Source organism: Microbacterium marinum, assembly GCF_014204835.1.
GTDB lineage: Bacteria > Actinomycetota > Actinomycetes > Actinomycetales > Microbacteriaceae > Microbacterium > Microbacterium marinum.
Genome location: NZ_JACHMD010000001.1, coordinates 496,323 through 517,316, shown reverse-complemented (window position 1 = coordinate 517,316; position 20,994 = coordinate 496,323). Strand labels below are relative to the sequence as shown.

The following is a 20,994-nucleotide window of genomic DNA, read 5'->3' as shown; positions in this document are numbered from 1 at the left end:
CACCTTCCTGAAAGCGGCTTCAGGTCGCTTCAGGATGGCTTCAGTGCCCGCGGGACATCCTCGAAGCATGAGCGAGCACAACAGCACCCCCGACCAGTCCCCGACCTCCGACTCGGCGCCCGCAGGCAGCAACCCCACCGCGCCGACGCAGGCCTACCCCGCCGAGACGGTGGTCCCGACGACTACGTCGGAAGAGAAGCCCGCGAAGCGTCGCGGACGCACAGCCCTGATCGCCGGCGGGGCCGCGCTCGGCGCGATCCTCCTCGTCGGAGGCGGCGCGGCCATCGGCGCGGCTGTCGCCGACGGAGATGACGACGACGATCGCGTGGCCGGCCTCGTCGCCGATGAGCAGTCGGCGAGCGACTCGGTCGCGGACGACGACGGTACGGCCGACCAGGGATCCGGCGACGTGAACTCCGGAGCGCAGGGATCCGCCGCACAGGGTGCGGACGACGACGGCACCGACGACCGCGGTTCAGGCGACGCGTCCGCTGCATCCGGCACCGTCGGGGCGACGTCCGCCGACGAACTCGACGCGATCGCCCGCGCCGCGGCATCCGTCGCCGAGGGCGAGCCCGTCTCGATCGACGCCAACCGGGACGGCAGCTGGGACGTGAAGCTCCGCGGCACCGACGGGTCCGAGGCCGAGGTCCTCGTCTCGGCCGACGGCACCGCAACCGTCCGCGAGACCGAGGGACCCGACGACGACGACCGCGCTCCCGAGAACATCCTCGACGCGGCGACGCTGAACACCATCGTCGCGGCAGCCCTCGCCGAGGCCGACGGTCGCGTCATCGAGATCGACGCCGACGACGACGGCCGCTCCCCGTTCGACGTGACGATCGTGACCGCCGACCGCCAGATCGTCGAGATCACCCTCGACGAGTCGGGCGCCGTCATCGGCACGGAGATCGACGACTGACCGATCCCGATTCACGGATGCCGCGGGGCCATGTGCCTCGCGGCATCCGTGCGTCCACGGGTCAGATGCCGAGCCGCGCCTCCAGCACGCCCCGCATCGCACTGGCCGCGGGCCACGCGCCCTCGGACGAGTTCGCGATGACGGTGTAGGTCGCGTCGGCCGCCGGATCGTGCGACGAGACGAAGGACACCCCCGCGTCGTAACCCTCGAGAACCAGCACGTCGGCGACCTCATGCAGCCACACCGCGAGACCGAAGCGCTTACCCTCGTCCTCGTCGTGATGACGCGGCGCGACGAGCACGCGATATGTCTCCGGCGAGACGATGTCGCCGCGCACCAGCGCCCGCCAGAACCGGTGGAGATCGCCCGTGGTCGTGTACGCGCCGCCGTCACCGTTGCCGAGCACCGGCAGGTGCAGCACGTTGGTGCGGTGGCCGCCGTCCTCGTCGAGGTAGCCCAGCGCGACATCACCGGTCAGATAGTCGCTGCGGTCGTAGTCGGTGAGGCTGAGACCCGCCGGATCGAGCACCAGCCGGCGCACGACATCGTGGAATGTCTCGCCCGTCGCACGCTCGATGACCACCGCGAGCACGACGTAGCCGCTGTTGTTGTACGCGAACTCCTCGCCGGGAGCAGAGACCTGCTCGCGACCGTCGAGCATCGGCAGGAATGCCTCGGCAGTGGTCAGCGTGTGAACCGGCAGCGTCATGATGTAGTCGTCGATCTCACCGCCGGCGGACTCGTCGATGTAATCGCCGATACCCGAGGTGTGGCTCAGCAGGTGCTCGATCGTCACGCCGTCGTCGATCAGCGGCAGATCGGAGCCGAGGACTGTCCGCACCGGCTGGTCGAGGGTCAGCGTGCCCTCCTCGACGAGGCGGAGCACGGCGAGCGCCGTGAAGATCTTGCTGCCGCTGGCGATCGCCAGCCGCGTTACCGGGGTGATCGGAACGCGATGCGCACGGTTCGCGAACCCACCCGCCCGTTCGTAGACGCGGGAATCGCCGACGTCGATCGAGGCGACGCCGCTGAAGAACGGGTTCCCCGTCGCGGCATCCAGGTCGGTCAGGTCATCGATCGTCGTCATCCGGGGCTCCTTCGCACAGCAGAACCACCCAGCGTAGCGGGGCACGGTTTCGCGGCATCCGCTCGGAAACGCTCGAGGGACGCAACGTGCGCCAGGCGAAACGGCCGAGCTGCACGGTACGTCCCCGGAGCTCGCGGGCGGCGGCGCGGATGGCGCCCCGCCCGCGCCGGGTCAGCCGGCGGGGATGACGCCGCGCTGAGCGAGGTCGCCGAGCCAGGCGAGACTCGGCTTGGGGGTGCGCTCGAACGTCTCACGGTCGACCCCGATGAGGCCGAACGTGGGGCGGAACGAACCCCACTCGTAGTTGTCGAGCAGCGACCAGTGCAGGTAGCCGCGAATGTCGAGGCCATCCTGCAGCGCCGATGCGAGGCCCTGGAGGGCGCCGGTCGTGTAATCGATGCGGCGGCTGTCGTCCTGCGTCGCCATGCCGTTCTCGGTCACCAGCATCGGCACGCCGCCGGTGACCTCCCACGTGTGGCGCAGCGCGTGACCGAGCGCTTCGGGGTAGTACTCCCACCCGGTGAGGGTGCGCTCGACGTCGTCAGGGAAGGGCACCGGCCCGTCGGGGCCGACAATCGTGCGCAGGTAGGACTGCACGCCGATGAAGTCGTCGTTCCGGGCCTGCTCGAGGTAGTAGTCCTCGCGCCAGTACCCCCACTCGTCGCGCTCCTTCTCGTACCCGGGCACCGCCTGGTACACCTGGTTCGCGACCGTCCAGCCGCTCTTCACGTGGCCGAGACCCTTCAGCACCTCGGTCGAGGCGTGATGCGCCTTTGCGATCACCTGCGCGACGTGCGGCGAGGGACCAGGGAAGTTGACGCCCTGCTCGGTGTCGATCTTCGCCTCGGTCTGGTTGACCATCATGTTCGGCTCATTGATCGTGACGACCCACTCGACGTCGTCGAGGATGCGCGTCGCCGTCTCGGTGTACCGGCGGAACCGGTCGACGACGTCGTCGGCGTACCAGCCGCCGTCGCGGCCCTGCCAGCGCGGCACCGTGAAGTGGTGAAGCGTCACGATCGGCTGGACGCCGTGATCGTGGCAGGTGTCGATCATGCGGCGGTAGTGGTCGAGCTGCGCCTTCGAGACGATTCCCTTCTCGGGCTCGATGCGCGCCCACTCGATCGAGAAGCGGTACGCCTTCAGGCCGCACTCCGCGAGCAGCCGGATGTCCTCGGGGAAGCGGTGGTAGGAGTCGACCGCGTCACCCGAGGGCTCCTCGACAGTCGTGTCGGCGGCGTGCTCGAACTCCCAGTGCGCCGTGTTCGTGTTGCCACCCTCGATCTGGTGCGCGGCGGTCGCTGCACCCCAGATGAAGCCGTTCGGTGCGGGGATCGTCGTCATGCGGATGTCCTTCCATCGGATGCCGCGGACGCGGCGGGGTCGGTATCGGTCAGCGGTTCGGGGGCGAGATCGACGACCGCGCACCCGAAGGCGTCGAGCTGCAGGGCGCCGTCGGCGATGCGCGCCGCGAAGGCGAGCCGGACGGCCGGGGCCGGCCCTCGCTCGGGGAGAGCCACCGTGCGAGGAGCCGCCGAGGGGTTGAGGGCGACCAGCAGCGAACCGCCGCGAACGTAGACGAAGGGGTAGTCCGTCTCCTGCACATCCACCTCGCTGCGAGCCGACAGGCGCGGGTCGCTGCGGCGCAGCGCGATCGCGTCGCGCACGAAGTGCAGCAGGGATGCCGCGTCGCCGAGCTGTGCGGCGACGGTCGGACGCTCGGGATCGGGGTCCTCCGGCAGATAGCGGGACACTCCCACCGTGTCGGTGTCGTCGAGCGCGCCCCACTGCATCGGCGTCCGCGAGCCGGCGCGCTCGTACCGCGGGCCGAGGGACGACCCTTCGAGCGAGGCGAGGCCCGGGACGTACCGCATGCCGATCTCGTCGCCGTAGTAGACCGACGGCATCGCCGGCCACGTGAGGACCAGCAGCAGCGCCGAGCGCGCCTGCTCCGCGTCGCGCGAACCGCTCACCATCCGGGTGAAGTCGTGGTTCGCGGTCGGAAGTCCCACCACGCCGCCACGGCCGTCGGCCTCGATCGCGGACGCGGCCTCGCGCCACGCGGCGATGAAGTCGGCCGCAGTGCCGGTGCCCGCGGCATCCGCCCACACCTCCGTCTGATCCCACGCCTCGTGGACGGTTCCGCTGTTGTTGTTGAACAGCGACTTGAGCGGGTGGCCGTCGTCATCACCGCCGAACTGGAGGAAGAAGTCGCTGTGGAATCCGGCGGCGATCGAACGCTTCGGGTCACCCCATTCCGAGATGAGGATGTTCCCCGGGTGGCTCGCGTCGAGCCGGCGGCGGATGTCGTTCCACAGCTTCGCGGTCTCGATGTGGCCGGGGTCGTCTTTGACGAGGGATGCCGCCATGTCGACGCGGAATCCCTGCACGCCGCGGTCGTACCAGCGGCGGATGATGTCGACGAGCGCATCGCGGTTCTGTCGCGGGCCGTCGGCGTCGACCGGCTGGCGCCAGGGCTCGGCGGCATCCGCCCGGGCGTAGCCGAAGTTCAGCGCGGGCTGGAAGGCGAAGAAGTTGGGCTTGTAGAACCCGCCGCGGGGGCCAGGAACCGGCTCGAACCCCTCGGCCTGCCGGTCGGAGAGGACGTAGCGGTGGTCGCTGTCGTCGGCGATCGCCCGCTGGAACCAGGGGTGCTGGTCCGACGTGTGGCCCGCGACGAGATCGAGCAGCAGGGCGATCCCGTGCCGGTCTGCCTCCGTGACGAGCCGATCGAGGGCGGCATCGCCGCCGTACCGGGGATCGATGTGGTCGAAGTCGGCGACGTCGTACCCGGCGTCGCGCATCGGGGAGACGAAGCAGGGGTTGATCCAGACCGCGTCGACACCGAGCCAGCCGAGGTAGTCCAGGCGCGCGGCGAGGCCGTCGAGGTCGCCGATGCCGTCTCCGTCGGCATCGGCGAAGCTCTGCGGGTAGGCCTGGTAGAGCACGATCCGGTCGAGCCGGTCGGCGAGGGTGCCTCGAGTCATCCGGTCGCTCTCCTGTCTGCGTCTGTGCAGTCCCGGCCGGTCGCTCCGTCGCGACCGGGACCTCGATGTAACCGGTTACCACGGGGACGATACCCGATGTAACCGGTTACCTCTACCGCTGCGCGGCTGGGCTGGAGATGGTCGGCGGCAGCGCGGTGTTCGTACTCCGCCGCTCATAACTCCTCAGAAGGCGCGCCAGTGGGGCTGGATTCGTGCAATTTCGGCGGCGGCGACGCAGTTTTTGAGGAGTTATGGACGCTCGGTGGCGCGCCGTCGGGATTTCCACGGCTCGCATCGGCGAGGCGACGGCTTCTCCGGAGGTGTTGCCGCGCCGCGGCGGCTGAGCCGCGGGCGGGCCGCGGAGGGTCAGGCGGAGATGGCGGCGGCGACCTCGGCGACGACGGCGTCGATCGCCGCGGGCACGTCGGTCCCCTGCTCCTCGGACTCGTACAGGAAGGCGGTCGCGCCGCGCGTCATGCCGCAGTAGTCGATGATGCCGGCGGTGATCTGCGTCTCGAAGGAACGGTCGTAACCGCGGCGCGCATAGAGCGCGGCATCCGATCCGGCGATCGGGATCAGATGCATCGTGACGCGTCCAAGGCCGGGACGGATGCCGACACCGTCGCCGACCCCGTAGGCCCAGCCGTTCGTGAAGACGCGGTCGATCCAGCCCTTGAGGAGCCCGGGCATCGACCACCAGTAGACCGGGAAGACCAGGACGATGTGGTCGTTGCGGTCGACGCGCGCCATCTCGGCGGCGACATCGTCGGGGTAGTCGCCCGCGACGAGGTAGGCGTGCCGGTCGGCAGTCGTCCACCGGGGGTCGAACCCCTCAGCGGTGAGGTCGGCGATCTCGGCCGATCCTTCGGGCAGCGCGTCGGCGAGACGGTCGGCGACCGCGCGGGTCAGGGAGGCGGGCTCGGGGTTCGCGGTGACGATCAGCGTGGCCATCGTTCCATTCTCGGGGCGCTGGCGACGCCCGGCTCCGCAACCCCCTGGCTCCCCTGACCGCGAGACAGCAGTGGGAACCCGAGACGTCGGTTCGTTGTCGACGTCTGGGGTTCCGCCTGCTGTCTCGCGGAATCAGACCGAGCGACAAGCGGATGCCGCGGTGTCGGAGGGCTGGCGCAGACTGGGCCGGTGCCCGAGACCATGCCTTCGCCGTGCCGCGTCTGCGGAGGTGAGCTCGGCGAGCGCCTGCGGACCGGCATCGGATGCTCCGCGTGGCACTGCGACCGGTGCGGCTGGCGCTTGGGTGACGCACCGGACGGCGACCTGCCGCGTCCGCGCGTCGCGGTCGTCTACTACCTGCGCTACGCCGACCGGGTGAAGATCGGCACGTCGGCCAGTCCCCAGCAGCGCTTGAGCGTCATCCGGCACGATGAGCTCCTCGCCTTCGAGCCCGGCGGACGGGCGCTCGAGCAGCAGCGTCACCGGGAGTTCGCCGCGCTGCGCGAGGGCGGCGAGTGGTTCACGCTGGTCGACCCGCTGACGACCCACATCGCGGCGATCCGGGCGGAGCGGGGCGAGCCCTGGGCGGCCTACGACCGCTGGTACGGCGACGCGTTGCGCGCCGTTTCGTCCTGACCCGCGTGCGGACGAGGGGTTGATGTAACCGGTTACCATCCGCTACAGTCGCTCGATGTATCCGGTTACATGACCGTAATCCCGCACTCACGAGGAGGTGACGCTGGGATGAGCACTCGCACCACCCGCCGATCCGGCGCCGCGCCCACACGGCCCACCATCCGCGACATCGCCCGCGAAGCCGGCGTCTCCGTCGCCACCGTGTCGCGGGTCACCCACGACGACCCACGCGTCACCGGCGAGACGAAGCAGCGCGTGCAGGAAGCGATCGACCGTCTCGGCTACACGCCCTCCTCGCTCGGTCGCGCCCTGTCATACCAGCGGACCAACACCCTCGGCATCGTCCTCCCCGGTCTCGGCGGTCCGTACTTCGCCGCGCTCATCGAGGGTGCCGAGTCGGTCGCGATCCAGCGCGGCGTCGCGATCAACGTGCTCGGCACGCACCTGCGCCCCGACGCCGCGGCATCCGTCCGCCAGCTCGCCGAGCGCACCGACGGACTCATCATCGCCGGCGGCACGCTGCCCGAGCAGGAGCTCGAGCGGCTCGCGAAGACCTCGCGCATCGTCCTCGTCGCGGGCGAGAGCGACACCGCGCCGTCCGTCCTCACCGATGGTCGCGCTGCGGCCGAGGAGCTCACGCGGCACCTGATCGAGGTGCACGGCCACCGACGGCTGCAGTTCGTCGGCGAGCCCGCCGGCTCCCCCGACACGACGCTCCGCTACGCCGGATTCCGCGATGCCCTCGCCGCGCACGACCTCGCCGAGGCGGGCGACCCGCTCCACTACGGACTCGATGTGCGCAGCGGCGCCCTCGCGGCCCGCCAGGTCCACGAGAATGGCGCGTTGCCCGACGCGCTGGTGTGCGCCAACGACGAGCTCGCGATCGGCTTGCTCGCCACTCTCCCCGGCCTCGGGCACCGTATCCCGGCCGATGTCGCGATCACCGGCTTCGACGATCAGTCGCTCGCCGAGATCGCGTCGCCCCGACTCACCACCGTCCATCAGCCCGTCGCCGAACTCGGCGCGCACGCTGCGGCCGGAGCGCTCGGCGACGACCTCGCCTCCCGCACCGTGCTCGAGACCCGACTCGTGATCCGCGAGTCGTGCGGCTGCGCACCGTCCGACGCACCGAGCGCCCTCCCGGGAGCGGCCGGCTGACACTCCGCCGGACGAGGACCGTCCGGCCCACACGAGGAACAAGGAGGTTCCGATGAAGACGAGGTCGCGCCCGCGCTCCGGGTACTCCGCGACGAGCACCCGGGCGCCTGGAACGAATGGGGCGCCACCGACGGCGTGAACCTCGAAGGCGACGAGCCCTGGTACGCGGAGCCCCGCTACGGGTTGAACAAGGGGGCGACCGCACTGCTCGGCGCCGCCGCTCTCGGGTCGACTCTCGTGTGGGACGCGTTCGCTCGGCATCCGTGGATTGCCCGCGGCGCGGACAAGCTCGGCTTCACCCCCGCCTAGCCGCTAGGCGGTTTTCGCCGCGCGCGCAAGGCCGCGCGCGGCGATCACGACAGGCGTAGCGTCGTCGCTCATGAGCAAGACAGGAACGATCCCCGCCGACGCCTTCTCGTTGAAGAGCCCCTACGGAAGGCGGGCGATCGGACTGTCGGTCGCCGCCGCGGTGGGTGGCTTCCTGTTCGGCTTCGACTCGTCGGTCATCAACGGCGCGGTCGATGCGATCTCTGGCAACTTCGAGCTCGACCCGGTGCTCACCGGCTTCGTCGTCGCCGTCGCACTGCTGGGCTGCGCCGCCGGTGCGATCATCGCCGGCGGACTCTCCGACCGGTGGGGCCGCCTCAAGACGATGATGCTCGGCGCCGTGATGTTCCTCGTCTCGTCGATCGGTTCGGGACTGACCTTCAGCGTGCCCGACCTGATCATCTGGCGCGTCGTCGGCGGCATCGGCATCGGCATCGCCTCGGTCGTCGCCCCCGCGTACATCGCCGAGATCGCCCCGCGCCAGATCCGCGGTGGCCTCGCATCGCTGCAGCAGCTCGCGATCACGCTCGGCATCTTCGCGGCCCTTCTCTCGGATGCCGTGCTCGCGAACACCGCGGGCGGCGCCGCCGAACAGCTGTGGTGGGGCCTCGAAGCCTGGCGCTGGATGTTCCTCGTCGGCGTCATCCCCGCCCTGGTCTACGGCGCGCTCGCGTTCACGATGCCGGAGTCGCCGCGGTACCTCCTCGCGAAGGGGCGCACCGACGAGGCCCGCGAGATCTTCGCCCGCCTCGTGCCGCAGGCCGACCTCGACAAGTCGGTCAACGAGATCCGCTCGGCGATCGAACAGGACCAGAAGAGCAAGGGCGCGTCGCTGCGCGGCCCCGTCCTCGGCCTGCAGGGCATCGTCTGGGTCGGCATCATCCTGTCGACGTTCCAGCAGTTCGTCGGCATCAACGTGATCTTCTACTACTCGACGACGCTGTGGAAGGCGGTCGGCTTCGAGGAGAGCGACTCCCTGCTCATCAGCGTGATCACCTCGGTCACCAACGTCGTCGTGACCCTCATCGCGATCTGGCTCGTCGACCGGGTCGGGCGCAAGCCCATCCTGCTGACCGGGTCGGTGCTCATGACCCTGTCGCTCGCGACGATGGCGCTCGCGTTCTCGTTCGCGGAGCAGGTCGACGGCGAGCCGACGCTCCCCGGCGCCTGGGGACCGATCGCGCTGGTCGCGGCGAACCTCTTCGTCGTCGGCTTCGGCGCCTCGTGGGGTCCGCTCGTGTGGGTGCTCCTCGGCGAGATCTTCCCCAGCCGCATCCGCGGCAAGGCGCTCGGCGTCGCCGCCGCGGCGCAGTGGATCGCGAACTTCCTCATCACGGTCTCGTTCCCGGCGATGTCGGGGTGGTCGCTGCCGGTCACATACGGCATGTACGCCCTGTTCGCCGCGCTCTCGTTCGTCTATGTCGCGTGGCGTGTGCCCGAGACCAAGGGCATGGAGCTCGAGCAGACCGAGACCCTCTTCACGCGCACGCCGAAGACGACGCGGACCTGACCCGCGCGGCGCGGCATGGCCGCGGCGTCGCGTCAGGGACGAACGGATGCCGCGACGGCGACGACCCGCTCGACGGACTCCTCTTCGCCGACCGAGACACGCACGCCGTCGCCGGCGAAGGGACGGACGACGAGGTCGGCGGCCTCGAACGCGGCAGCGACCTCGAGCGACCGCTCCCCCGCGGGAAGCCACACGAAGTTGCCCTGTGCGTCGGGCACGTCCCAGCCTGCGTCGCGCAGGCGGGACACCAGTGCGTCGCGCCGCGCGGACACCGCGGCGACGCGTGCCCGGAGCTCCTCCTCGGCGTCGAGGCTGGCGAGCGCCGCCGCCTCGGCCTGCGCCGTGACCGACAGCGGGATGCCGGCGCTGCGGGCGACATCGAGGATGCGCGGATGCCCGATCGCGTACCCGATGCGCAGGCCCGCGAGGCCGTAGGCCTTCGAGAAGGTGCGGAGCACGACGACGTTCTCGTGGCCGGCGGCGACGACCGCCGTCCCGTCCACCGCGTCGGGCGTCGTGACGAACTCGGCGTAGGCCTCGTCGAGGACGATGAGCACGTCGGACGGGATCGCCGCGACGAACGCGTCGAACGCGGCCTGCGTCACGATCGCCCCCGTCGGGTTGTTGGGCGTGCAGACGAAGATCGCGCGGGTGCGGTCGGTCACCGCGGCGGCCATCGCGGTGAGGTCGTTCTCCGCGGCATCCGTCAGGGGGACCATGACCGCGGTGGCTCCCGTGACCGTGACGATCCCGGGGTAGGCCTCGAACGAACGCCACGGGAGGACGATCTCGTCGCCCACCGTCGCCACGGCCTGGGCGAGCTGGTACAGGATCGAGACAGACCCCGCCGCCACGTGCACGCGGTCGGCGCTGACGTCGTAGCGCTGCGCGAGACGATCGCGCAGCCGGCCGGCGAGCGCGTCGGGGTACCGGTTGAACGCGGTCGCCGCCTGCACGGCCGAGACGACGCCGGGCAGCGGGTCGAACGGGTTCTCGTTGCTGGACAGTTTGTACGCCGTCGCACCGGCCTGCTTGCCCTGCTTGTAGGCGGGGAGTGCGGCGATCTCGGGACGAACGCGGACGGGGATGTCGGTCACGCACCCGAGTCTAGGAGGCCGCTCTCCGGTCGGGGAGCACGGACCTGTGTCCCCCGCGCAAGACCCTGTGCGGGTGCGGTCGGCCGTGGGAGACTGCGGATATGCGCTTCATCATCCGCGTCGTGATCAACGCGTTCGCGATCTGGGTCGTCACCCTGATCGAGCCGCTGCGGGTCGAGGTGACCCCGTTCGCCCCCGGCGAGACACTGCAGTTCGTCCTGTCGCTGCTCGCCGTGGCCGCCGTCTTCGCGATCGTGAACACGGTGATCGGCACCGTTCTGAAGATCCTCGCGTTCCCGCTCTACATCCTGACCCTCGGCCTGATCTCGCTGATCATCAACGGCTTCCTGTTCTGGCTCACCGGCTGGTTCACCGAGTGGTGGGGCTGGGGTCTCACGGTCGAGAGCTTCTGGCTCGGTGTGATCGCGGCTCTCGTGATCTCGATCATCAACTGGATCTTCGGCATCATCCTCCGTCCTCAGACGAAGCGCTGACGGTGGACTCGGCGTCGTAGACGAACACCTCCACGGATGCCGCCGTCCCGAGCTCCGCGAGACGCTCCCTCACCGCGTCCATGCGCGGGTCGGTCGACGCATCGAGCATCTCGGCCGACGCCATGTAGGCGTCCATCTGATGCACCTGCACGCGGAGGTCGCCGAGGGTGGGCAGCGGGTCCGCCGAACGCTCCGCGACGAAGCTTCCGGGAGCGCCGATCGAGGCGTCGTGCCCTCCGGCGGCGAGCGCCGACACCGGGTCGTCGGTGTGACGCACGTCGACCTGCAGGGTGTCCGGCCCGAGGTCGGCCTGGATCGGATTGCCGAAGCCGACCATCGCGGTGATGTCGTACTCCCCCTCGAGCGCGAGCCGGCTCGCGGCCATCGCTCCCTGCGAGTGCCCGCTGACGAGCACGGCATCGCCCGGCTCGGCGCCGGCGCGCTGCAGCGCGATGCGCGCGGCGGCGAGCGACTCGGCATCCTTCCGCAGATACAGGTTCGTGTTCGATCCCATGTCGAACACGTCGGGGCCGCCGATCGAGCGCGTCCCGGTGAGGTACAGCGCGAAGCGTCGCCCGCCGCCGGGCATCGCATACCTCTCGACACGGATGCCGCCGGGATCGCCGGTCGGCACGCGTGCCGCGACGTCGCGCAGGGTCGCCGGAGCCGTGCCGGCGTTCGCCTCGCGGAGGGTGACGCGGGGCGTCGGGGCGAGGCGGAGGTGCCGGCTGTCGGCAGGGACCGCGCCGAGCCCGAATCCCTTGGCAGCGGCCAGGAGGACGCCGCCGAGTCCGAAGACACCCGCACCGACCGCGCCGAACGGGAGCGTGCCGAAGAACAGCTGCGTCAGGATGTCGCCGTGCGGATCGGGGCGCGCCTGCACGACGAGCTCGGCCAGTCGCGCCGCATCGGGGGACGACGCGGCGAGCTCCTGCGAGCGGAGCGTGTAGTCGAGGGCCGCCGCGGTGTCGCCCGCCGCCAGGGCGGCGGCTTTCCGCGCCTCGAGCTCGACGAACTCGTACGTGGTCGCCATCGTTCGCAGGCCCCGCGCGAGGTCGCCCGCCCGGGTGACGAGGTCGCTGGCGCGGTGCATCAGGTGCTGCAGCGACCCCGCCGAGGCCGACACCGACCGCGTCGCGTACAGCGCCGAGAGCGCCTCGCTCAGACTCGCGCGCACCGCTTCGGTGTCGTCGGACAGCAGCTCCAACCGGGCGGCCGCTGCGCGGAGGGTCTCGGTGTCGACGGCGACCACGCTCCCGCTGCGAAGCTCGAGAGCGTCGTCACCCATCGGCCCGGCCGCTCAGCGCCGACAGCCGCGAGTACTCGGCACGCAGATCGCCGAGGATGGCGTCGAGGTCGATCCGCAGCAGCGCCAGGTCGACGAGCCACGCGTCCATCGCCGCCCGGTAGGCCTCGGCCGCGCGTGCCTGCCAGTCGGTCGCGCGGGCAATGGATGCCGCCGCCGTCTGCAGGCGGAATGCCTGGCCGTCCGCTCTGACCGCCGGGTCGAGGGCCGCGCCGATCGCCTGGACGGCGCCGTCCGAGAAGGTGCCGAACAGGAGGGTTCCGGGCGAGATGCTCGTGGTCATGCGTCGACTCTGGGCTGCGGCATCCGTTCGAGGAGGGCTCAGCACCGCCGCGGGGAAAGCTTCGGGGAGACTCCGTCTGTGCAGAAGGCGCTCGGATCACCACAATGGAGGGGTGCCTGGATCCGACGCCGCCTTCCGCGTCGTCTTCGTGTGCACGGGAAACATCTGCCGATCGCCCATGGCCGAGGTCGTCTTCCGCTGGTTCGCCGACCAGGCGGGCATGGCCGACCGGGTGATCTCGTCGAGCGCGGGCACCGGCGACTGGCACGTCGGCGAGCGCGCCGACCTCCGCACGCTCGAGGCGCTGACACGTCACGGATACGACGGGTCGAGGCACCGCGCCCGCCAGTTCTCCCTCGACGACTTCGACCGCAACGACCTGATCGTCGCGCTCGACCGGTCGCACGAACGCGCCCTGTCGGAATGGGCCCGCACCCCGACGGATGCCGACAAGCTGAGCCTCCTGCTCCCCTTCGACTCCCGCGGTGACGGGGTGCTCGACGTGCCCGATCCCTACTACGGCAGCTCCGAGATGTTCGACGAGGTGCTCGGTATGATCGAGAGCGCATGCCGGGCGCTCTTCCGGCAGCTCGAACCCGCGATTCGCCCCTGAGGCCACGATCTGCCCCGGGCCCGCACCCCCGAACGGAGCCGCGTGACCGCCCTGCCCTCCCAGTCCCTCAGCCCTCTCGACGGACGGTACGCCGCAGCTGTCGCTCCCCTCGCCGAATTCCTCTCGGAAGCGGGGCTCAACCGCGCTCGGGTCGAGGTGGAGGTCGAGTGGATCATCGCGCTGACCGATCGCGGCCTGTTCGGCTCGGCCGCGCTCACCGACGAGCAGAAGAGCTCGCTCCGCGCCCTCTACGAAGGCTTCGGCGAGGCCGAGATCGGGTGGCTGGCCGAGAAGGAGGCCGTGACCCGTCACGACGTGAAGGCCGTCGAGTACCTCGTCCGCGACCGCCTGTCGACGCTCGGTCTCGACGCCGTCGCCGAGCTCACCCACTTCGCGTGCACGAGCGAGGACATCAACTCCGCCTCGTACGCCCTGACGGTGCAGCGCGCCGTGACGCAGGTCTGGCTGCCGAAGCTGCACGCCGTCATCGACGCCCTCGCCGCACTGGCCGACGAGCACCGCGACGCGGTCATGCTCTCGCGCACGCACGGTCAGCCGGCCACGCCGTCGACGATGGGCAAGGAGCTCGCGGTCTTCGCGTGGCGCCTGCAGCGCGTCGCGGCGCAGATCGCGGGCGGCGAGTACCTCGCGAAGTTCTCCGGCGCGACCGGCACCTGGTCGGCGCACCTGTCCGCAGAGCCGGACCTCGACTGGCCGACGCTCTCGCGGGAGTTCATCGAGGGTCTCGGGATCGGCTTCAACGTCCTGACCACGCAGATCGAGTCGCACGACTGGCAGGTGGAGCTGTACGACCGCGTGCGTCACGCCGGCGGCATCCTGCACAACCTCGCGACCGATGTGTGGACCTACATCTCGATGGGCTTCTTCGCGCAGATCCCCGTCGCCGGGGCGACCGGCTCGTCGACGATGCCGCACAAGATCAACCCGATCCGGTTCGAGAACGCCGAGGCGAACCTCGAGATCGCCGGCGGTCTGTTCACGACGCTCGCGCAGACCCTCGTCACTTCGCGTCAGCAGCGCGACCTCACCGACTCGACGACGCAGCGCAACATCGGCGTCGCCTTCGGCCACTCGCTGCTCGCCCTCGACAACCTGCAGCGCGGCCTCACCGAGATCTCGCTCTCGCGCGACGTGCTGCTGGCCGACCTCGACGCGAACTGGGAGGTCCTCGCCGAGGCGATCCAGACCGTCGTCCGCGCCGAGATCGTCGCCGGCCGCTCGCAGATCACCGACCCCTACGCGCTGCTGAAGGACCTCACCCGCGGACGTCGCGTCGGCGCGCCCGAGCTCGCCGAGTTCGTGCGCGGCCTCGACATCGGGGATGCCGCGAAGCAGCGCCTGCTCGCGCTCACCCCCGCCACCTACGCCGGCCTCGCGGACCGCCTGGTCGACGAGCTGCGCGCGTAGCCGCGGGCGACGCCGCGGGCGTCCGGGTCAGTGGCCGCGGGGCGGAGCGGGGCGGTCCTGACCGTCGGGGGCGTCGCCGCCGTCGGCATCCGTCTCAGGATCGAGCAGCAGACCGCGGGTGACGGGCTTGGCCGCCTTGGCGGGGTCGACGGCCAGCAGCGACAGCGCGATGATCACGAGCGTCGCGATGAACGTGATGCCGGCGACGATCCCGCTCACCATCCAGGCTCGCAGGTGCGGGTGCATGGCACCCTCGGGCACGGGACGCGGATCCTGCAGGATGCCCATCGACACGAGGGTGACGATGCCGGCGAACACGGCCGCGATCAGGGCGAGTCCGACCAGCTGCGCGGGGCGCATCAGGTCGCGACGGGTGGGGTTCTGCTCGCTCATGCGTGGCCTCCGGGGTTGTCGGCCCGGTCCGCGGTGACCGCGGGCTCGGGGCGCGGCGAGAATGCCGCGATGCCGAGGTAGACGGCGACGATCGCCGCGTACGCGCCGAACACGCCCACTCCGATCGTGATGCCGGTCAGGGTGAACGAGCGCTTGGCCTGTTCGATGTAGTACTCGAGGCGGTAATCGGGGTCGATCACAAGAAGCGCGACGCCGAGCACCACGGTGAGGATGCCGACGAACACCGACTCGCGTGAGATCGCCCAGCCGCGGCGGCGACCGACGAGACCGATGATGAGCTCTGCGGCGCCGGCGACGAGTGCCCACACGGCGACGAGGACGAAGAACGCCGCAGTGGTCCGCAGGCCGGGGAAGCTTCCCACGATGCCGGCGACGAGGGTCAGCAGCCCCAGAACGACGGACGGCCACCGCTCACCCGCGGGGAAGACGAGCCACACCGCGAGGAAGAAGCCCAGCGCGGTGGCAACGGCGAAGCCGCTGAAGACCGAGACCCCGACTGCGGCGGAGTGGTCGCCCGAGAAGGTGATCATGACGGCCGCGATCGCCGCGAAGAGGGCGCGCGCGAGCTGAAGATGACGCACCTCGAAGGTGCGGGGGGCGGCGTCAGGCACGGGGATGCTTCTCACAGACGGGAAAGGAACCCTTCCAGTTTAGGTCGTCCTGCCTGGGACGCTTCCTCCGCAGCAGGATGCCGGGCTGACTGGACGCATGCACCGCGCTCGACGACCCTTCGTTTCGAGCAACGTCCGCCGCGGCGACGACCGGATCGTCAGCCTGTCGGTGCCGCGGTCCTGACGAGTTCGCGGAGCTTCGACTCAACGGCATCCGTCACCTCGAGCACCGCGAACGAGACCGGCCACATCGGGCCGTCGTCGAGGGCGGCCGGCTCGTCGAAGGTGACTGTGCCGTAGCGGGTCTTGAACTTGGATGCCGGCTGGTAGAAGACGACGACCTTGCCGTCCTCGTTCGCGTACGCCGGGAAGCCGTAGAAGGTCTTCGGGCGCAGGTGCGGCGCCTCTTCGAGCACGATGACGTGGACGCGCTGTCCGATCGCACGGTCGCCGCCCTCGAGCTTCTCGATCGCGTCGAGGCACGCCTCGTTCTCTTTCGCGAGCTTGGCGGCGCCCTTGAGCCCCTTCATCGCCTTGAGTTCTTCGGCGCGCTGCTTCATCGCCGCCTTCTCGTCGTCGCTGAAGCCCGCGCCCTCACTGGTCTTGCCGGTCATGGTCTGCCTTTCGTGTGTCAGTTCTGGCGGATGCGGAGCAGGTTGCCGGCGGGGTCGCGTACGGCCCAATCGTGCACGCCCTAGTCGACCATGGGGCCGAGCGTATCGCTCGAGCTTCGCGCGAGCGGCGGCGACAGCGTCGAGCGGGGACACGGATCACTATCGCCGTCGTCCGGACGCCACTGCGAGAACACGGCCGCGCGCTCGTTCGGGCCCCCACTCGGTTACAGTCGGAGCAGTTCTGGGGCGTGTGGGGGAGCGATGGGAACGGACGATTCGGCGATCGTGTACGACGCGTTCGCGGAGGACCTGCAGCGACTGCGGATCTCCGCGGGCAACGTCTCGTACTCGGCGATAGCGGAGCGGGTGGCGGCGGCCCGCGAAGCTCGCGGGGCGAACGCTTCGGCGGCGCGTGTGGCCCGGTCGACCGTGTACGACGCCTTCCAACCGGGGCGTCGGCGAGTCGACGCCGACCTCATCGCGGACATCGCGCTCGCGCTGGGCGAGAGTGATGCGGAGGCCGCCGGGTGGCGCGCTCGCTCGCTCGAACGACACCTCGTCGATCGAGGCGAGCCCACCCCGAACGGGCCGGACCCGCTCATCCCCCGGCTGCGCGCAGCGCTCATCGTCGCCATCATGGCGGCAGCCGTGTTCATGAATCTCTTCGGCGGCACGATCGCCGTGAAGCTGCAGCTCCCCCTCTTCCTCGACATGGCCGGTACCGCCCTCGTGGCCTTCGTCTTCGGACCCTGGCATGCCGTCGCGGTCGCCGTCGCGACGAACACACTCGGCGCGATCACGTCGAGCCCCGAGACGATCGTGTTCGCGCTCGTCAACGTCGTGGGCGCGCTCATCTGGGGGTACGGCATGCGGAGATACGGGCGGACATGGGGCCGACTGCTCCTGCTGACCGTGGCCGTCGCGCTCGCGTGCACCCTCGTCAGCGTGCCGCTGAACGTCCTCATGTACAGCGGGATGGGGCACGCGAGCAACGCCTACGTGATCGCCATGGAGGCCGCGTCGGGAATCGTCCCCGCGGTCTTCTCCGTCGGGTTCCTCGTATCGATCGTCGACAAGGTCATCGCCACGCTGGTCGCTGTGATCCTCGCGCGGTGGGTGGCGCGTCTTGAACTCGTCCCCCGCGCCCCGTGGCGCGCAGCGCCTCGCGGCTGAGGGCGTCGGCGCGGCGCGCCGTTACTCCGCGAGGAACGCGAGGGCGGCCTCGCGGAAGGCGCGGGAGCCGGGCGCGTTGAAGTGGTGACGGTCGGGGATCTCGACGAAGCGGCCCTGCGGGGTCGCGGCGGCGAGCGCCTTCGAGCCCTCGATGATCCCGTCCTTCGAGCCGGTCGCGAAGAGCACCGGCTGAGACGGTGCGCTCGCAGGGTCGGGATCGACCGTGCCGGTGGCCCGCATCCCACCCGCGATCGCCAGGAGCGCGCGGAGGTCGTTCCCGGGCACGCGCTCGGTCAGGGCGATGTAGTTCTGCGTCACGGCATCTGTCACCGGGACGCCCTCGTCGACGTACGCGCGCACCTGGTCGAGGTCGAGCCGGCCGAGCGGCACTCCGTCGGGAACCCCGCCGAGCACGACGCGGTCGATGCGCGGCGCCAGGTCGCGGGCGACCTCCCACCCGACCCGTGCGCCGAGCGAGTATCCGACGTAGAGAGCCTGATCGACGAGGTAGGTGTCGAGAACCGCCTCCACGTCGGTGACGAGGGTGCGCAGCGCGTACGCGGCGGCCTCGTGCGGCTTGTCGCTGAGGCCGTGACCGCGCTGATCGACCCCGAGCACGCGATAGCCCGCGCGGAGGAGGTCGCGCACCCACCCGGTGTTGACCCAGTTGTCGCGCGCGTTGGACGCGAAGCCGTGCACGACCAGGACCGTCGTCGCCTCTGCCGGACCCCACTCGTACGTGGCGACACGGTATCCGTCGCCGACCATGACGTAGCGCGGGTCGGGTATCTCGGTCAGCGCGGGAAACGGTGAAGCCATCACACGATTGTGCACCCTCGCGGCTGACGGGCAGAGTGGATGCCACCGGCGCGGCATCCGCTCGCCGTCAGTCCTTGCGGACCCGACGCCGGGTGGGGCGCCGACGCAGCGCGCGCTGCATGCGCGACGACGGCTGCGGGAGCCGCACCGGCTGCGTGACGACGGCTTCGACGTTCATCGATCCGTCGACGGGTCCGATCACCGCGATCGGCGTGGTCGGCGTGATCGTCATCGGCGCCATCGGCATGGTCGCGAGGCGCTTGTGCGCCCGGATGTAGGCGGGAACCAGGATCAGCGCGGCGCCGATCCACGCGAACGGATTCGACCACGCGACGCCGACGAAGCCCATCGTCGCGCCGAGGATGATCGCCGCCCCCGCGCGCGCGAAGAGCTCGACCACACCGGTGACGGTCGGGATGATCGCATCGCCAAGCCCCTGCAGCGCCCCGCGGGTGACGAACAGCACCCCGAGGAACGTGTAGCTGACGCCGTTGATGATGAGCATCGAGACGGCCATGTGGACGACGACGTCGGCGCTGTCGCCGACGAACAGTCGCACAAGAGGACCGCCCAGGGTGACGAGGAGCAGGCCGAGCGCGACCGCGCCGATGATCGCCATCCAGATCGCCTGGACGACCCCCCTGCGGATGCGGTCGGGGCGACCGGCGCCGTAGTTCTGCGCGACGTACATCGACACGGCCAGCGACATCGACTGGAGGAGCGCGACCGCAAGTCCGTCGACACGGGATGCCGCGGTGTAGGCGGCGACGGCGTCGGAGCCGAGGGTGTTCAGCGCGACCTGCACGGTCAGCGCGCCGATCGCGATGATCGACGCCTGGAACCCCATCGGCAGGCCGAGGCGCAGGTGCTCGAGGACGTCGGCGCGGGTGACGCGCCAGTCGTCGCGGCGCAAGCGCAGCGCCGGGATGCGGCGGCGCACGTACGCGAGGCAGAGCAGCACCGAGACGGCCTGCGAGACGACGGTCGCGAGCGCGGCTCCACCGACGCCGAGCCCGAGCCACGCGATCGCCGCGATCACGAGGACGACGTTCAGGACGCACGCGATGATGAGGAACACCAGCGGGGTCCGCGAGTCGCCGATCGCCCGGATGACCGCGGACAGGAAGTTGAAGAACATCAGCGCGCCCGCGCCGAGGAAGCTGATGACGGTGAACGTCGTCGCGTCGTCGAGCAGCTCGGGCGGCGTCTGCAGCGCGATGAGCGCCGGGCGCGACAGGAACGGCGCGCCGATGGTGAGCAGCACGCTCGTCACGCCGCTGAGGATCGCCCCGGTGGCCACCGAACGGCGGACCGCGTCGGCGTCGCGGGCGCCGTAGGCGGTGGCCGTCGGGATCGCGAAGCCCGAGGTGAGGCCCCACGCGAACCCGAGCAGCAGGAACAGCAGACTCCCGGTCGCGCCGACGGCGGCGAGCGCCTCGACGCCGAGCAGCCGGCCCACGACGACGGTGTCGGCGAAGTGGTACAGCTGCTGCACCACGTTGCCGATCATCAGCGGCACGGTGAACAGGAGGATGACGCGCCAGGGGCGGCCCGTCGTGAGGGAGGTGGCCATTCGGTCTTTCAGGCTGGAAGTGCCTCAAGGGCAGGTTCGAATCGATTCGAGGATCCATTGTACGGCGGATGCCGCACCGCCTGAAAGCCCGGAAACGACGAACGGGCCCCGCGGCAGCGGAGCCCGTTCGAGTGCGTCAGAAGATCGCGGTGTCGGGGTCGGCGCCCACCCGCTGGCCGCGGTCGAGCGCGTCGATCGCGGCGACCTCGTCGGCGGTGAGCTCGAAACCGAAGACGTCGAAGTTCTCGGCGATGCGCGCCGGGGTCGACGACTTCGGGAAGACGATGATCCCCTGCTGCAGGTGCCAGCGGATGACGACCTGCGCCGGGGTCACGCCGTGCGCGGCAGCGGCGTCCGCCACAGCCTTCTCGCCGAAGAGGTCGTACTTGCCCTGGCCGAGCGGTCCCCACGCCTCGGTGAGGATGCCGCGGGGCTCGCCGAATTCGCGCAGCGCGCGCTGCGCGAACGCGGGGTGAAGTTCGATCTGGTTCACAGCCGGCACCGTGTCGGTCTCGGCGAGGATGCGCTCGAGGTGCGGCTGGTGGAAGTTCGAGACGCCGATCGAGCGGGTCAGGCCCTCGGCCTTGAACTGCTCGAGCTGCTGGAACGTCTCGACGTAGCGGTCGAGGTCGGGCCGCGGCCAGTGGATCAGGTAGAGGTTGACGTAGTCGAGACCGAGCGTCTCGAGGCTCGTCTCGATCGCACCGCGCGAGGTCGCCGCGCCCTGCTCTGAGTTCCAGAGCTTCGTCGTGATGAAGAGCTCGTCGCGGGGGATGCCGGATGCCGCGATCGCCCGGCCGACGCCGGCTTCGTTTCGGTAGACCGCGGCGGTGTCGATGTGGCGGTAGCCGGCCTCGAGCGCGGCGCTGACGGCCCGCTCGGTCTCGGCGGGGTCGACCTTGAAGACGCCGAAGCCCAGCTGCGGGATCGTGTGGCCGTCGTTGAGGGTCAGGTTCGGAACTGTCATGCCCTCAAGCCTGTCACGCTGAGA

Annotated in this window: 22 protein-coding genes; 9 read left to right on the top strand and 13 right to left on the bottom strand. The window is 70.5% G+C overall.

Annotated elements, in window-relative coordinates; translation table 11 throughout:
- Window positions 1–67 precede the first annotated feature (67 nt).
- The gene (locus tag BKA24_RS02535) at window positions 68–922 is read left to right on the top strand and encodes a hypothetical protein (RefSeq protein ID WP_184214756.1); all 855 of its coding nucleotides are present in this window, start codon (window positions 68–70) and stop codon (window positions 920–922) included.
- 61 nt (window positions 923–983) lie between these two features.
- Here BKA24_RS02535 and BKA24_RS02530 read toward each other — a convergent pair whose 3' ends face one another.
- From BKA24_RS02530 to BKA24_RS02515, 4 genes are all read right to left on the bottom strand, one after another.
- On the bottom strand, window positions 984–2,009 hold the full coding sequence (locus tag BKA24_RS02530) for a serine hydrolase domain-containing protein (RefSeq protein WP_184214754.1): 1,026 nt from the start codon (window positions 2,007–2,009) through the stop codon (window positions 984–986).
- Between the two features lie 171 nt (window positions 2,010–2,180).
- The gene (locus tag BKA24_RS02525; RefSeq protein WP_184214752.1) at window positions 2,181–3,353 is read right to left on the bottom strand and encodes a glycoside hydrolase family 1 protein; all 1,173 of its coding nucleotides are present in this window, start codon (window positions 3,351–3,353) and stop codon (window positions 2,181–2,183) included.
- Window positions 3,350–4,996: an alpha-amylase family glycosyl hydrolase gene (locus tag BKA24_RS02520; protein WP_184214750.1), complete on the bottom strand. Its 1,647-nt coding sequence runs from the start codon at window positions 4,994–4,996 to the stop codon at window positions 3,350–3,352. The genes BKA24_RS02525 and BKA24_RS02520 overlap by 4 nt, the downstream gene beginning before the upstream one ends.
- 366 nt (window positions 4,997–5,362) lie before the next feature.
- Window positions 5,363–5,947, bottom strand: a complete 585-nt coding sequence (locus BKA24_RS02515; protein WP_184214748.1) for an NAD(P)H-dependent oxidoreductase — start codon at window positions 5,945–5,947, stop codon at window positions 5,363–5,365.
- 189 nt (window positions 5,948–6,136) lie between these two features.
- Between BKA24_RS02515 and BKA24_RS02510 the strand changes: the two genes are divergently transcribed.
- The 4 genes from BKA24_RS02510 to BKA24_RS02495 all read left to right on the top strand — a co-directional run bounded on the left by BKA24_RS02510 (window position 6,137) and on the right by BKA24_RS02495 (window position 9,578).
- Window positions 6,137–6,583: a GIY-YIG nuclease family protein gene (locus BKA24_RS02510; RefSeq protein ID WP_184214746.1), complete on the top strand. Its 447-nt coding sequence runs from the start codon at window positions 6,137–6,139 to the stop codon at window positions 6,581–6,583.
- Window positions 6,584–6,691: 108 nt separating this feature from the next.
- On the top strand, window positions 6,692–7,741 hold the full coding sequence (locus BKA24_RS02505; RefSeq protein WP_184214744.1) for a LacI family DNA-binding transcriptional regulator: 1,050 nt from the start codon (window positions 6,692–6,694) through the stop codon (window positions 7,739–7,741).
- A gap of 135 nt (window positions 7,742–7,876) precedes the next feature.
- Window positions 7,877–8,050, top strand: a complete 174-nt coding sequence (locus BKA24_RS02500) for a hypothetical protein (RefSeq protein ID WP_425488702.1) — start codon at window positions 7,877–7,879, stop codon at window positions 8,048–8,050.
- Window positions 8,051–8,120: 70 nt separating this feature from the next.
- A complete protein-coding gene (locus tag BKA24_RS02495) occupies window positions 8,121–9,578 on the top strand; it encodes a sugar porter family MFS transporter (protein WP_184214742.1) in 1,458 nt (485 codons plus the stop codon).
- Between the two features lie 32 nt (window positions 9,579–9,610).
- Here BKA24_RS02495 and BKA24_RS02490 read toward each other — a convergent pair whose 3' ends face one another.
- On the bottom strand, window positions 9,611–10,675 hold the full coding sequence (locus BKA24_RS02490) for a histidinol-phosphate transaminase (protein WP_184214740.1): 1,065 nt from the start codon (window positions 10,673–10,675) through the stop codon (window positions 9,611–9,613).
- 101 nt (window positions 10,676–10,776) lie between these two features.
- On the opposite strand from BKA24_RS02490, the gene BKA24_RS02485 reads away from it, so the two are divergent.
- Window positions 10,777–11,169 carry a phage holin family protein gene (locus tag BKA24_RS02485; protein WP_184214738.1) on the top strand — a complete coding sequence of 131 codons (393 nt, stop codon included), beginning with the start codon at window positions 10,777–10,779 and terminating at the stop codon, window positions 11,167–11,169.
- On the opposite strand, the gene BKA24_RS02480 is transcribed toward BKA24_RS02485, so the two are convergent.
- The gene (locus tag BKA24_RS02480; protein ID WP_184214736.1) at window positions 11,141–12,457 is read right to left on the bottom strand and encodes a hypothetical protein; all 1,317 of its coding nucleotides are present in this window, start codon (window positions 12,455–12,457) and stop codon (window positions 11,141–11,143) included. The genes BKA24_RS02485 and BKA24_RS02480 overlap by 29 nt on opposite strands.
- Window positions 12,450–12,758, bottom strand: a complete 309-nt coding sequence (locus BKA24_RS02475; protein WP_184214734.1) for a hypothetical protein — start codon at window positions 12,756–12,758, stop codon at window positions 12,450–12,452. The genes BKA24_RS02480 and BKA24_RS02475 overlap by 8 nt, the downstream gene beginning before the upstream one ends.
- A gap of 112 nt (window positions 12,759–12,870) precedes the next feature.
- Here BKA24_RS02475 and BKA24_RS02470 point away from each other — a divergent pair, with 112 nt between their 5' ends.
- Together BKA24_RS02470 and purB are read left to right on the top strand one after the other, a co-directional pair.
- A complete protein-coding gene (locus BKA24_RS02470) occupies window positions 12,871–13,371 on the top strand; it encodes a low molecular weight protein-tyrosine-phosphatase (RefSeq protein ID WP_343065871.1) in 501 nt (166 codons plus the stop codon).
- Between the two features lie 42 nt (window positions 13,372–13,413).
- A complete protein-coding gene (purB, locus tag BKA24_RS02465; RefSeq protein ID WP_184214730.1) occupies window positions 13,414–14,799 on the top strand; it encodes an adenylosuccinate lyase in 1,386 nt (461 codons plus the stop codon).
- A gap of 27 nt (window positions 14,800–14,826) precedes the next feature.
- Here the strand turns inward: purB and BKA24_RS02460 are convergent, their stop codons facing one another.
- The 3 genes from BKA24_RS02460 to BKA24_RS02450 form a co-directional block, all read right to left on the bottom strand.
- On the bottom strand, window positions 14,827–15,192 hold the full coding sequence (locus tag BKA24_RS02460; RefSeq protein WP_184214728.1) for a hypothetical protein: 366 nt from the start codon (window positions 15,190–15,192) through the stop codon (window positions 14,827–14,829).
- On the bottom strand, window positions 15,189–15,824 hold the full coding sequence (locus tag BKA24_RS02455) for a DUF308 domain-containing protein (protein WP_184214726.1): 636 nt from the start codon (window positions 15,822–15,824) through the stop codon (window positions 15,189–15,191). The genes BKA24_RS02460 and BKA24_RS02455 overlap by 4 nt, the downstream gene beginning before the upstream one ends.
- 158 nt (window positions 15,825–15,982) lie before the next feature.
- A complete protein-coding gene (locus tag BKA24_RS02450; protein ID WP_184214723.1) occupies window positions 15,983–16,438 on the bottom strand; it encodes a hypothetical protein in 456 nt (151 codons plus the stop codon).
- Window positions 16,439–16,699: 261 nt separating this feature from the next.
- Between BKA24_RS02450 and BKA24_RS02445 the strand changes: the two genes are divergently transcribed.
- Window positions 16,700–17,611, top strand: coding sequence for a hypothetical protein (locus BKA24_RS02445; protein WP_184214721.1), 912 nt, complete (start codon window positions 16,700–16,702; stop codon window positions 17,609–17,611).
- Between the two features lie 21 nt (window positions 17,612–17,632).
- Here the strand turns inward: BKA24_RS02445 and BKA24_RS02440 are convergent, their stop codons facing one another.
- From BKA24_RS02440 to BKA24_RS02430, 3 genes are all read right to left on the bottom strand, one after another.
- On the bottom strand, window positions 17,633–18,430 hold the full coding sequence (locus tag BKA24_RS02440; protein WP_184214719.1) for an alpha/beta fold hydrolase: 798 nt from the start codon (window positions 18,428–18,430) through the stop codon (window positions 17,633–17,635).
- 67 nt (window positions 18,431–18,497) lie between these two features.
- Entirely contained in the window at window positions 18,498–20,003 is a 1,506-nt protein-coding gene (locus BKA24_RS02435) for an MATE family efflux transporter (RefSeq protein WP_184214717.1), read from the bottom strand.
- 136 nt (window positions 20,004–20,139) lie between these two features.
- Window positions 20,140–20,970, bottom strand: coding sequence for an aldo/keto reductase (locus tag BKA24_RS02430; RefSeq protein ID WP_184214715.1), 831 nt, complete (start codon window positions 20,968–20,970; stop codon window positions 20,140–20,142).
- Between the last annotated feature and the right edge of the window lie 24 nt (window positions 20,971–20,994).